Here is a 12931-nt window from a genome sequence, read left to right on the forward strand (position 1 = left end):
TTTGGCTTACCACCATTTGAAAATGTTGCTGATCCTATAGCTCACAAATACTTCGTGAGAACCTCCACTAAAGCGGCTGATGTTTTGGCTGTTACCTACGGAGAAAATGTACGCATAGCCCAACTGGAGTTTCTTTTGGAAAGTGTATTGCAGGACTGCATTTACTTCTCCTGTGGTCCGGTAAGTGGCCCCTATACCAGCTGTTTCCTGTATGAATAACATAGCGCCTGCATCCAGTGCCCTGTTTTCATTGACGATGTTCCAGAGTATGGTTGGGCTTATAGAGAAGGTTTCATTTAGTTGTAGTAATATCCCTGCCGAGAGGTAACCGTTTATCTCTTTGTTTTCTCCTTTTAGTGGAATGCGTGGCATGGAGGCGCCGAAGTAGAAATTCTCTCCGTGCAGTAAGAGTCCTGCTCCTGCAATGCCGCGCCATTCATTGATGCGTTGCTTTTGTGCTAATGCGGGATCGCCTCCTCCTAAGCCGGCATAGTTGGCAGAGAAATTATCTGCGCCGCCGTAGAAGCCTAAAGTGAGGTATTCTGTTTGGCTGAGCTTTACTGTTTTAGAGAGCGAGAGCCCTATGGAGCTGTACTTGTTGACAGCTACGGATCTGTGTTCTACGTTTATGCCGGCAGAAAATCCTTTTATAAAAGTACAGCCGGTGAAGCTGAAGGCTTGTGGCGCATCATTAATGCCCGTCCATTGCTTTCTGCCTGAGGCGGTGAAGTTCGTGGAGGAGTCCATGCCTTGCATGGCAGAATTTGCAAGTGTTGCGTTCCTGGAAAAGTTGGGTAAGATGAACGTTTCCTGTGCATTTGCTTGTGTGGCAAGTAGCAGGAGCGCGAGCTTCCATAGGTATCTGGTCATAATGTAGTGGAAAAAAGAATTCCACCCACAAAGTAACGGGGAGTTTTTTCTCTATGCTATACCTATAATACGGTATATATCTTACTGGTAGGTATTAGAAATAATTAGTTATAGGTATTTGTTTTAATGGGAGGTTTTAGTATGGGGTTATTTTTTCGCTGGTTTTTTGCGGGGTTTCTTCGCATCTTTCATTACCTGTTTTGTTTCTCCCTCTAGTTTTCTCTGGATCTTTTTGACGTCTTCTGCCGGAGATAGCTGCTCCGGCTTAACTCCTCTTTCTTCCAGCATTTTCCTGACAGCAAGGTTATTATCTACATGTTCCTGTGAGATCTCTTTTTCGCCGTTAATGTCTTTTTCAATTACATTATGGCTGGTTAATTCTGTAGCGAAATCTTTAGCTTTAATGGTAAGTGTTGGGAGAAAATCTGCTAAGGGCCTGTTCTCTGCTATATTTAGCTTCCTCTTCATATCATTCGTACTGAAGCCTCCAAATAAAGCCTGATCTCCTTTGCTTCTTATAACAGCAAAACCTCGTTCATCTACACCGCGCTCATAAATAATGCCTGATAATTTTTTCTCTGATTTGGATAGTTTCTCCCTCGCTGCTACACGGGCTATATCCATTAAGCGTTGTTCTATTATTTCCTGTTTCCTTGTTTGTACGGCGAAATATGTTTGTGCGAAAGCGATTTCGCTTTTACCGGCATCTCCGTTTTGGGCAACCAGGTAACAGGCATATCTTGAAAGTGCGATGTCTTCGATTTCGCGTTGTGCGCCTTTGGCTAACTCGATCATTTTGCTGATATCGGCAAAATGATCAGAAACCTTTCCCCCAGCGGTTTCGCATGCTATTTTGGCTTTGTCAATAACTTTTATAAAGTTCCTCCACGTGGCATATCCGAGTATTTCTTGTAACTCTCTGGCACTCCAGCACTCAATCCCTTTATATTCATAACAGGCTTGCTCAAATTGTTCAAAAAGTTGGTGTATTTGCTCTTTTTTCATCGCAAAAAATTAATGATTATAGAATAGTCAAGATAAAAAGGAGCGCAGTTGTATAAATGTACTGAAAAAATAAATCGGTCATAAAAACACTTCATTACTTTAGTCAATCCGCTCATTTTCCCGATATCGGGAAAATGAGCGAAAACTAATCTGGCAGCGGTTATACATAAAAAGGGTGTTCTCAACGAACACCCTTTTTCCTATTTAAACAACTCTTTAAAATCATGCTTAAATTCCTGCCACTCATCATCCGCTTTCTTCATCGATTTATCAATTCCTTTCTTTGTATCCTCCCAGGCCTCTGCAGTACTGTTCTTCACATCTTCCATCGTTTTGCTCAGATCATCTCTTGCTTCTTCTAATTTCTTACGCGCACGCTCACTCTTTTTGCTGCCGTCTTTTTTCAACTCTTCTATTTTCGCATCCAGCTCATCTCTTCTTTCCTTCAACTTTGCTTGTGCTATTTCTTTTTGTTCTTTCAGGTAAGCGCCCACTGTATCTGCTTTCATCGCTGCGCCTTCTTTTATTTCTTCTACTCCCTCTTTCATTTTATCTGCTGCGGAATCTGTGGTGGTTTGTGAACTATTGGTATTACTCTGGCAGGCCATGAATGTAAAAGCGGCTGCCGCTATTAGAAAATACTTTTGCATAAACTAGATATTATTTGGGTGATGAAATTATTGCTGCATAACGGTGAACGTTGCCAGGATAGAATCTCCACTTTGCAAACGCAGGAGATCTTTATCGATCGTATACTTATTGGTGGCTGCCATCGCTTTCCCCAATGTATTTTCCACATCTAAAGAAGGACAAGCCATTTGTGTAGAGATCACATCGGTGATCTGCAGATCGCCATTGGCTGTTGCCAGGTATTTACCACCGAAACCGTTGCAACCCAGGAATCCCTGAATTTGGGAAGAGGTGTCTACAAAAGAAATGTAGATGTCCTTTTCACTCTGCGGGATCGTAATGGGATTGGCGGGAAATTCCTTCAGCTTCCAGCGGGTGCCTTCCAGTTTCCAGGAAGGAGATGCTGTTGTCACTACTGCGGAAGTATCTCCGCCCGTCGTGTTTTTGCTGGTGCCCTGGCAGGCAAAAACCAACATGGATATAGCGGCTAATCCGCCAAATAGTACCTGTTTCATAGTTTGATTTTATGGTGCATGAAAATGTATGATCAATCTTCAAGCCATTTTAACATCCCACCCGGATAATTGTTCTGCAATTAACAACAAATTAAACTTATCTCTCATGTTGGTGAAAAGGGGTAAATCCATCAGCGGCAGCGCTAATATCAAAAATTTCGCTAGGTTTGGGCCTCTTTACAAAATCTGAACTATGAAGAAAAATCTAATCCTGCTGTTACTGATCCTTTCAGTAAAGCTGGCGAAAGCTGATGAAGGTATGTGGTTACCTTATCTTCTCGGTCCCCAAGTATACGCTGACATGGTAAAAAAAGGGCTCAAGCTCACCAAAGAACAGTTGTACAGCATCAACAAATCTTCCATGAAGGACGCTATCATTATCTTCAATGGTGGCTGTACCGGGGAAATAGTGAGCAGTGAAGGCCTCATCTTCACCAATCACCACTGTGGTTATGGCGCTATCGCAGCCGCGAGCAGTGTTGAGAAAAATTTTCTCAGAGACGGTTTCTATGCCAGGAACAAACAGGAGGAAATTCCTTCCAGCAACATGTTTGTTCAATTCCTCGTTCGCGTAGAAGATGTAACAACTAAAGTAGACAGTGCGCTGATCGGTGCTGCTGCCAACGAACGTAACGCGAAATTACAAGCGGCTTATGGTACCATCATTAAAAATGCTACCAGCGGTACGGGTTATGAAGGTCGCGTTGTTCCTATGTACAATGGCAACCAATACATCCTCTTTATTTACGAGCGTTTTACGGATATCCGTTTAGTGGGTACACCTCCTGAAAGCATTGGCAAATTCGGCGGCGATACGGACAACTGGGAATGGCCACGCCATACTGGTGACTTCTCTGTATTCCGTGTGTATACCGGCAAAGATGGTAAACCTGCTGCGCATAACCCAGAGAACATCCCCATGAAAGCAAAGTCTTTCCTGCCGGTATCTATCAAAGGAGTGAAAGAAAATGATTACGCCATGATCTTCGGTTATCCCGGTGGTACTACGCGTTATGAAACTTCTTTCGGCGTAAAACTAAAAACGGATATCGAAAATCCTTCTACAGTAAATCTGCGCGACATCCGCCTGAAATATATGTTTGAAGAAATGAAGAAAGACCCGGCTGTGAAACTGCAACTGGCTTCTTCTTACGCAGGTATTGCCAACTACTGGAAATTCTTTGACGGTGAAAGCAAACAATTGCTGAAGTACCATGTGTACGAAGAAAAACAAAAACAGGAAGCTGCTTACCAGCAATGGGCGAAAGGCAAACCTGAATTTGAAAGCATCTTTGCGCAATATGAAAAGGCTTACAAAGCATGGGAACCTTATGCTAAACACCGCATCTATCTGCGTGAAGCTACTTTCGGCTCTCCTCTTGCTGCTTTTGCTTCTTCCCTGGCCGCTGTTGAAGATGCCATCCTGAAGAAAGGTAATGTAAACGCCGCAGTGGCTGCTGCAGACGCTGCACGCACCAACTTCCTGAAAGATGAAAATAAAGTAAGCGATCAGAAGATCCTTGCAGCTACGGTTCAGATGTTCTATACGGATATCGTTAAAGATCAACAGCCGATCGGTTTTTATGAAAGCCTCAAATCCTACGGTGACCTGCAGGATGAGAAAACTTATAAAACATGGGCTGCTGCTGTATTCGCCAACACCATGATCTTCAACGATGCCAAATGGAGCGCGTTCGTTAAAAATCCTGATGCGGTAACGCTGCAGGATGATCCGGCATATGCTTATTCCTCTGCATTCCTGAAAAACTATGTCGGCAAATACGCGCCGCTGTTTGCTCAATTCACTGCACAGAATACTGAACTCGGACGTCTTTACCTGAAAGGGGAAATGCAAATGAACCCTAACAGATCCCGTTATCCGGATGCGAATTTCACCATGCGTCTTTCTTATGGTCAGGTGAAACCGTATTCTCCAAAGGATGCTGTGGCGTATGATTATGTGACTACTGCTACCGGTGTGCTGGAAAAATATGTTCCAAAGGATTATGAATTTGATCTGCCTGCCGGTTATGTAGACCTGGTGAAGAAAAAAGACTTCGGCCAATATAAAGACCTCAAACGTAACGATCTCGTTGTTGGTTTTATCACTACCAATGATATCACGGGCGGGAACTCTGGTTCTCCTGTTATCAATGGCAACGGTGAGTTGATCGGACTTGCTTTTGATGGTAACTATGAAGCATTGAGCCACAAGATCCAATTCGACAAAAACTACAACCGTACCATTTGTGTGGATGTGCGCTATGTATTATGGTGCATTGACAAGCTGGGTGGTGCTAAGAATATCATTGACGAGTTAAAGATCGTTAAGTAACCATTTTAAACTTAAAAAGCCTCCCGGCAACGGGGGGCTTTTTTATTTGGGTTAGTTATTGGCGACTTTAACTAAAAAATCCTCTACCGCTCTGCGCACTGCCGTAGCAGTGCTATTATGATTATTCACCAGCACACTAAAGATCAACGTCTTTCCATTCTTGGTAACCAGATATCCGCTCAGGGCCACGCATCCGCTGAGCGTGCCGGTTTTGGCATGTAATCTTCCCGGGAGGGCCTGGTAGTAATTACGTAAAGTGCCTTTGCCGCCGGTAGGGAAAAGCTGATATAACCTTTCCTTCGGATAGATCTTGTACATTTTATCTAATACGGCCACAAAGTCCCGCGGGGTAAAAAGATTATAACGGGAAAGACCGGAACCATCTACCCAGCTTGGTGGGTGTGGCAGATCTTTCAACGTACTGTCCAGCATATAACCGATTGTTTTTCGCGTATTGATGGTATCCCATTTAAGCGCAGCGCACATCATCAGGACCTGTTCTGCAAAGAAATTATCGCTGCGGTGCATCATGGGTTGAAAGAGGGTATCAACCGGAATGCTTTTAAATATTTTGCCGGTGCTTGCTGCTGCGGTGGGTAACAGGCCGATCTCTTTATGCAGGGTGTCTTGTAATCTTTGCAGTAGTTGCTCATTACCGCCGGTGATAAAAGGCACTTCAAAATCATGTGCTGTTCTATCTTCCGGGCGGAAGTGTAATACAAATTCATTCTCCCGTTCTTCCCTGTCTGCCAGTACCTCGTTGGGTAAACGTTCTCCTGAGCGGGTGGGATATTCCGGCACCATGGTATATTCACTGCCCTGCATTTTTATGCGCGCCACGTTTCCATACATCGGCCATTCATTTAACTCAGGCTGATAATAATCTGCATAATCACTCCAGGCCCATCCGGGACCGAACCTTTTGTTTTTAATAATCGCCGGCTGGTACCAGATCCGTTTGTGCGTTTGCGTTAATAATTCTTTGACAGGCTGATAAGTGAAATCAGGATGCAGGAAAGAAGGATCTGCCATGCCCTGTATATAAATAGCCGTATCATTTTCTGTGTAACGCATGCCCGGCAGGGAATCTCCCAGTAGTTGTAACCCGGTAAAAAGTGTGAAGATCTTGGTGTTGGAGGCTGGCATGAAGAACTTATCATCCTGGTACTGGATCCAGTATTTTCCGGTGGCGGGATCCATGATGCTGATCCCTACGTGCGCGCCAGTCAGGGCTTTTGCATTTAAAACATCCTGGTTGGCCCACTGACGGATATTCTTAGGCTGGGCGGTTGCGGCGCCTGCTATCATGATAGCCACTAAGGATAAGTATAGTCTCATACCCATTAAGTTACTTCGTTTTAACAGAAAAAGAAAACCTCCTGAATGATCAGGAGGTTTTCGGTATTTTATTAAACTATTTCAATTAGCTGAAATATTTAGTGATACCTGGTTTTGCGTAAGCGTAGTTACCATTTGCATCAGGCAATATTGGCGGTGGTGCGTCAAATGCATACTTCGCTGGTTGCAGGTTGAGACCGGATGCCAGTGCTTTATCAAATGCAATGGTTTGACCGGAATAAGTTGCCAGACGGCCGATGATAGCGGAGAGTGTGGTTTCTGCACCTCTCTTCGCATCTGCGAATTTGTACTGACCGCTCGCTATTGCAGCAAACAGTTCATCATGTTCTGCCTGGTAAGGACGGTTCTCCTGTTTTTTATCAAACTGGTAGATCGTTTTTCCTTTACTGTCAAGGATCCTGCCTCTGTCGCAGAGCACCTTACCTTTCGTTCCTACAATCTCTTCATCCACACGGCTCACGGCATCTTTCCAGTGACGGCATTGTGCATTCATTACCACACCATCTGCATAACGGTATTCAACATAGTGGTGATCGTAGATCTCACCATATTCTTTACCGGTGCGGACAGCGCGGCCACCCATACCCATGGCAGTTACAGGTACTGCGTTCTTGAACCAGTTACCTACATCGATATTGTGAATGTGTTGTTCTACGATATGATCACCACAGAGCCAGTTGAAATAATACCAGTTGCGCATTTGGTATTCCATCTCTGTGTATTCAGGTTTACGTTCCTTTACCCACAGTGCGCCCTGGTTCCAATATACCTGCATAGAAGTGATATCACCGATGATACCATCCTGTACGCGTTTGTACAGTTCCAGGTAAGATGTTTGGTAACGGCGTTGCAGACCAACTACCACGTTCAGTTTCTTTGCTATTGCTTTTTCTGCTACCTCCAAAACTTTGGCAATACCTGCTGGGTCTGTAGCCACGGGTTTTTCCATGAATACATGTTTGCCCTGGCGGATAGCTTCTTCAAAGTGAATAGGGCGGAAACCCGGAGGGGTGGTGAGGATCACCACATCTGCTTTCGCGATCGCTTCTTTGTAGCCATCAAAGCCTACATATTTATCTGCTTCGGCAACTTTCAAGCGCTCAGGTGTAGCTTTCATGGAATCAAGGATCTCATTGTAGCTACCGTCCAGCCTGTCTTTGAAAGCATCTGCCATCGCAACAAGTTGTACATTTTGTTTGGTGCTCAGGGCTTGTACGGCAGCCCCTGTACCACGGCCACCACAACCGATCAGCGCTATTTTGATAACGCCGGGTGCACCGGAAAAATAATTAGCCTGGCTGGCTTCAGCGATAATAGGCGCTGCTATTAATCCACCTGCCAGTAGGGAAGATTGCTTTACAAAGTCTCTGCGACTTTGTCCGTGGAATGATTGTGATTTTTCGTTTTCCATTGATGGGTATTTTACAGGGAGCGTTTAAGTCCTTGGTGATTTATAAATAGACGATTAGCTTACAGAAATTACGTATTCCCTTTGTTAAATCCTAGCGGGCGCCCACGAATTTATCGATCACGTCTGCAAAGAATTTGTCTGCCTCTGCCTTAGACGGTTGTTTTACCGGGCGTACGATCCGGAATCCGATGAACGGCGCATCCGCATTCCACCATTTACTGCGGGGGATCTGGGGATCACGGTTGTTCCAGGATTCATCTGATTTCAGGCGGGCTGCGCTCCTGGCGGCTGTTGCCGGTTCCAGGTAAGTGCCTCCTTTGATGGTCCGGGGTGTTTTAACCGTGGGTTGATTCCAGGGATTTTCTGCTCCTGCTTTCTCATACCCTTTTTCATCATACTGATCCAATGTCCATTCTCCCACATTACCCATCATATCATATAAACCCCAGGCATTGGGTTTCTTCTCTCCTACTTTATGATAAACCTCTTCGCTGTTTTCCTGCGTCCAGGCGTATTCTCCCAGTTTGGAAGCATCGTCCCCGAAAGGCCATGCTGTAGCTGATCCTGCACGGCAGGCATATTCCCATTCTGCTTCTGTAGGAAGACGGTAAAAGATGCCGGTTTTACCATACAGCCAGCGGCAATACATTAATGCAGCGTACTGGCTCATGCTGTTGGCCGGAAATCCGCCGCTTTTTCCCATTCCCAGGGTAAGGTCAATATAAGGAGGGCTGGGCCTCGTCATACCATCCGGCAGCGGGGTTTTATCCTTTTCTGCGTCTGCATACACATCATATTGGTCGAATGTAAGCTCGTAAGCTCCCATCCAGAAAGGATCTATCTTCACTTTCTTTTGCGGCCCCTCGTCTGCACTTCTTCCTTTTTCTTTAGCAGGACTGCCCAAAAGGAACTCACCACCTTTAACAGGCACCATTTTGATGGGAATCTCAGATCCTGGTACTTTCTGTTCGTAGGCTGTAAAAGGTTCGTTGTTCTGAGCGTAAGTCCCGCTGGTCACTAATCCTGCGAGTAACAAGGCCACTGTGTTCTTTCTCATTGCTAGACGTGCTAAATTATTGAGCGTGTGAATTTATCAATTTTGATGGTTAATACAATAATTATTTTATAAACGTCAAAAAATATTGCTTATGTTTCAAAAACGGTGAAAATTGAGGGACTTTCGGTTAATTTCTGGAATTCCTCGTTTTTACATAGAAAAGCTATTAAATTTCGGATTCAGCATTTAAATCTATCACGCTATGGAAAGAAGAACATTCCTTCAACAAAGCACATTGGCTGGCATTTCAGCCCTGGCCCTTGGTGGTTCCGCCACATCTGCCAACGCAGCAGATACAAAGCCTGCCCTGGCAGGGAAAACTTTTAACCTGGACTATGCGCCACATGCGGGAATGTTCAAAAACAGTGCCGGCGAGGATTTCCTGGATCAGATCCGCTTCATGCATGATCAGGGATTTCGCTCTATTGAGGACAATGGCATGCTGGGCCGTGATACTGCGCTTCAAAATAAGATCGGCGACCTGCTGGCGAAACTGAATATGCGGATGGGTGTTTTTGTGATAGAGGGCGGAGACAATTGGAAGATCTCTCTTACCACGGGTAAAAAAGAATTCCTGGACACCTTCCTGAAAACCTGCGAACGTTCTGTAGAACTAGCCAAACGCGTGAATGCAAAATGGGCTACGGTGGTTCCTGGTTTCTTTGAACGCAAATTACCTATGGGTGTTCAAACCGGGAATGTGATCGATGCTTTGCGCAGAGGATCTGAGATCCTTGAAAAGGGTGGCCTCACCATGGTGCTTGAGCCATTGAGCGATACACCAGACCTGTTCCTCCGCAATTCTGATCAGACGTATATGATCTGCCGCGCGGTGAACAGTCCTTCCTGCAAGATATTATTCGACATCTATCACATGCAGAAAAATGAAGGCCAGCTGATCACGAATATCGATCTCTGCTGGGAAGAAATTGCTTACGTACAGATCGGAGATAATCCTGGGCGTAAAGAGCCTGGTACCGGTGAGATCAATTATAAGAACATCTTCAAACACCTGCATAAGAAAGGTTATAAAGGTGTGATGGGAATGGAGCATGGCAATGCGTTGCCGGGGAAAGATGGGGAGTTGGCTTTGATTAAGGCTTACAGGGAAGCGGATAATTTTCTGGGATAAAAGATCCCGGTATTTATAAAAATAAGAAGGCGGCCTGATAACAGACCGCCTTCTTATTTTATTCTTATCGTCCTTTTATAATCTTAAATACCCCGCCAGCTGTATAACATGCACACTGCTAAATGCAGTGCCTCTGCCGGAAATATATTGATTCAGATAACCTGCTTCCAGATCGAACTGTTTGCTGAAACGATACCCCACCGCCAGATACGCCCGATTCTGATCAAACACTTTTCCATTCACTGCATCTGTATTGGCAAAGTTCAGGAACACTTCATTCTGCGCTGCCGCAAAAGGGCCTTTCGTAAAAGTCTGTTCCCCGCTGAAAGGAATAACACCCCGCAGAAAATAACGGAAGCGATGTGCCAGTTCATGACCATCCTTTTCCAGCTTATTATCATTTACCACCGGCGTTCCTATAAAACGTTGTTCCACACGGAAGCGGTGTTGTATGGGAATAAAGCTGAGTTTATGATTCACGATGAACTGTTCCCAGATACGGTGTTCAGCCAGATAAGCAGATACATCCTGCAAGGAACGAAGATTATGCACCCAGGCATAACCCACTGTGGCAACCATGTTCTTCCTTACATGATAATTCAGTCCCTGCCGCACAATGAAGGTTTGGAATTCCCGCCATTCATTTGTGCTACGCACTTGCGCATCCAGGTGAATACTGAATTTCGTTTTCGGAATGGCAAAAGAATTGAAAGATGCCAGCCAGCTGGAAAATTGTTTCGATTGGGCTTTTACGGCCACAGTACCCAATATGCAAAAGCTAAAAATTAAAACAACCCTCATCCTCTCTTAACTTTTCGGTTTAAACACTACGCCCTGTAACCATTGGATACTCAGGCCGGGCCAGCTGTTCAGTACAGGATCTTTTGGTCCCATGCCATATCCGTGACCACCGTGATCATATATATGCAAAGAGGCGGAAATATTATTTTTCTTCAAAGCGGAATAAAATGCCCAGCTGTTTTCTACCGGTACAACTTTATCATCTGTTGAATGCACCAGGAAAGTAGGCGGCGTTTGCGCGCTTACTCTTTTATCGGTAGACAATGAATCCATCATAGCCTGCGATGCGTCCTTGCCTAATAAATTCACGGTGCTGCCATTATGCCGGAAGCTTTCGCTCATGCTGATCACAGGGTATATCAACATAGCAAAGGCCGGGCGGGAACTCCATTTTTCCAGTTCGTTCTTTGAATTGGGATTAGCAGGAATGATCATGGTGGCCAGCGTGGAAGCAAGATGCCCTCCCGCTGAAAAACCTATTACCCCTATTTTTTCCGGATCCAGTTTCCAGGCGGCGGCTTTGGATTTCACCAAACGCATGGCGTTGGTCACATCATTATACTGTGCAGGAAAACGGGAGCCTTTCTGTTCTGCATCGTTTAAGCGGTAATGCAAAACAATCGCCTCATAACCCTGCGCGGTGAAGAAATCTGCAATGTCTTTTCCTTCATGCCCTGTGGCCAGACCAGCGTATCCGCCACCAGGACAGATCAAAATGGCTTCGCCGGTCTTTTTATCCGGAGCGGCCGGGTAATGATCAATGTGTGGTACATCGTCTATTTTTCGGGCGCCTGCTATTTTCAGTTCAGGCTGGCCAGGATAGAGGTCTATCCTTTCCTGTGCTAATGCGGTCATTGTTGTGATCATGAGCAGTGCGGTGGCAAAACCGTTTTTCATGTGGTACGATTGAAGAGTGGATTAATGATGCGTGGCGCGTCGTTTGATCATGCCCCCACGCGTGTCGTTAATATTGTGTTGCACAATAAACGCTTTTTCATCGATTCTTTCAATCTCATCTATAATATTATGTACCTCTAAGCGGGTAACAACTGTATAAACGATGTCTATTTCTTCATCTTTCTGCCCCCGTTTGCCAAATCCGCTTTTGCCTTTGAATACGGTGACGCCCTTTTTCAACTTGAGTGTAAGGGTTTTGCGGATCAGTTCGCTTTTTTCTGAGATGATGGTGAGGGCGATATATTCTTCAAAACCCTGGATCACAAAATCCACCGTTTTGGAGGCGGCGAAATAAGTAAGCATGGCATACATGGCCGTTTCCACATTGATCAATACCGCGGCTATACCAAAGAGCACCACATTAAAATACATGATCACCTCTCCCACAGACAGGATCGTCTTGCGGTTGATATAAAGGGCCAGTACTTCCGTTCCGTCCAATACAGCGCCGCCGCGGATAGACATGCCAATACCCGCTCCCAGGAAGAATCCGCCGAAGATGGCGATCAATAATTTATCCTGTGTGAAAGTGGGTACTTTAATGAGTACCAGGCAGGTGGCCAGGCCAATAATAGCCGCGATGGTTTTAATGGTGAATCCCCTGGAGAGCTGTTTATAGGCCAGCAAAATAAAGGGCGCATTGATGAGGATCAGCAACACGGAAAAAGACCATCCGGTGAGCCTGTTCACCAACAGCGATATCCCCGTTACGCCACCATCCAGAAATCCGTTGGGCAGCAGGAAACCCCTCAGTCCAATACTGGCCAGGAGTACACCGATAGCGATCAATGCAATGTCCTGCGAATTCTGGATGAGGCTTAACCGTACCGCCCTTGCTTTGCGGGAATTAACCATCTTA

The 12931-nt window shown here is 45.2% G+C and carries 12 protein-coding genes; 2 read left to right on the top strand and 10 right to left on the bottom strand.

Translation table 11 applies throughout. From position 1 onward, the window contains the following. Positions 1–6: 6 nt before the first annotated feature. From GFS24_RS15065 to GFS24_RS15080, 4 genes are all read right to left on the bottom strand, one after another. Complete coding sequence (locus GFS24_RS15065) at positions 7–870, bottom strand: PorP/SprF family type IX secretion system membrane protein (RefSeq protein WP_153660564.1); 864 nt, start codon at positions 868–870, stop codon at positions 7–9. Positions 871–1017: 147 nt separating this feature from the next. After that, positions 1018–1875 (bottom strand): DNA damage-inducible protein D, encoded by an 858-nt coding sequence (gene dinD / locus GFS24_RS15070; protein WP_153660566.1) that lies wholly within the window; start codon positions 1873–1875, stop codon positions 1018–1020. Between the two features lie 200 nt (positions 1876–2075). Further along, complete coding sequence (locus GFS24_RS15075) at positions 2076–2525, bottom strand: hypothetical protein (RefSeq protein WP_153660568.1); 450 nt, start codon at positions 2523–2525, stop codon at positions 2076–2078. Positions 2526–2552: 27 nt separating this feature from the next. Further along, positions 2553–3020 carry an META domain-containing protein gene (locus tag GFS24_RS15080; protein WP_153660570.1) on the bottom strand — a complete coding sequence of 156 codons (468 nt, stop codon included), beginning with the start codon at positions 3018–3020 and terminating at the stop codon, positions 2553–2555. Positions 3021–3213: 193 nt separating this feature from the next. Between GFS24_RS15080 and GFS24_RS15085 the strand changes: the two genes are divergently transcribed. After that, positions 3214–5355, top strand: coding sequence for a S46 family peptidase (locus GFS24_RS15085; protein ID WP_153660572.1), 2142 nt, complete (start codon positions 3214–3216; stop codon positions 5353–5355). 51 nt (positions 5356–5406) lie between these two features. On the opposite strand, the gene GFS24_RS15090 is transcribed toward GFS24_RS15085, so the two are convergent. The 3 genes from GFS24_RS15090 to GFS24_RS15100 all read right to left on the bottom strand — a co-directional run bounded on the left by GFS24_RS15090 (position 5407) and on the right by GFS24_RS15100 (position 9182). Then, positions 5407–6693 carry a D-alanyl-D-alanine carboxypeptidase/D-alanyl-D-alanine-endopeptidase gene (locus tag GFS24_RS15090; protein WP_173003090.1) on the bottom strand — a complete coding sequence of 429 codons (1287 nt, stop codon included), beginning with the start codon at positions 6691–6693 and terminating at the stop codon, positions 5407–5409. An 85-nt stretch (positions 6694–6778) separates the two neighbouring features. Continuing rightward, on the bottom strand, positions 6779–8125 hold the full coding sequence (locus GFS24_RS15095) for a Gfo/Idh/MocA family protein (protein ID WP_153660575.1): 1347 nt from the start codon (positions 8123–8125) through the stop codon (positions 6779–6781). 91 nt (positions 8126–8216) lie between these two features. Continuing rightward, the gene (locus tag GFS24_RS15100; protein WP_153660577.1) at positions 8217–9182 is read right to left on the bottom strand and encodes a formylglycine-generating enzyme family protein; all 966 of its coding nucleotides are present in this window, start codon (positions 9180–9182) and stop codon (positions 8217–8219) included. A gap of 202 nt (positions 9183–9384) precedes the next feature. Between GFS24_RS15100 and GFS24_RS15105 the strand changes: the two genes are divergently transcribed. Next, positions 9385–10314, top strand: a complete 930-nt coding sequence (locus GFS24_RS15105; protein WP_153660579.1) for a hydroxypyruvate isomerase family protein — start codon at positions 9385–9387, stop codon at positions 10312–10314. Positions 10315–10389: 75 nt separating this feature from the next. Here GFS24_RS15105 and GFS24_RS15110 read toward each other — a convergent pair whose 3' ends face one another. Genes GFS24_RS15110 through GFS24_RS15120 form a run of 3 tightly spaced genes read right to left on the bottom strand, consistent with a single transcriptional unit; the run spans position 10390 to position 12927 of the window. Further along, on the bottom strand, positions 10390–11115 hold the full coding sequence (locus GFS24_RS15110) for a DUF2490 domain-containing protein (protein WP_153660581.1): 726 nt from the start codon (positions 11113–11115) through the stop codon (positions 10390–10392). A gap of 6 nt (positions 11116–11121) precedes the next feature. Then, positions 11122–12012 (bottom strand): alpha/beta hydrolase, encoded by an 891-nt coding sequence (locus GFS24_RS15115; protein WP_153660583.1) that lies wholly within the window; start codon positions 12010–12012, stop codon positions 11122–11124. Between the two features lie 21 nt (positions 12013–12033). Further along, positions 12034–12927, bottom strand: a complete 894-nt coding sequence (locus GFS24_RS15120; protein ID WP_153660585.1) for a YitT family protein — start codon at positions 12925–12927, stop codon at positions 12034–12036. Positions 12928–12931 lie beyond the last annotated feature (4 nt).

Origin of the sequence: Chitinophaga sp. SYP-B3965, assembly GCF_009647655.1 — a bacterium.
In the GTDB taxonomy this organism is placed as follows: domain Bacteria; phylum Bacteroidota; class Bacteroidia; order Chitinophagales; family Chitinophagaceae; genus Chitinophaga.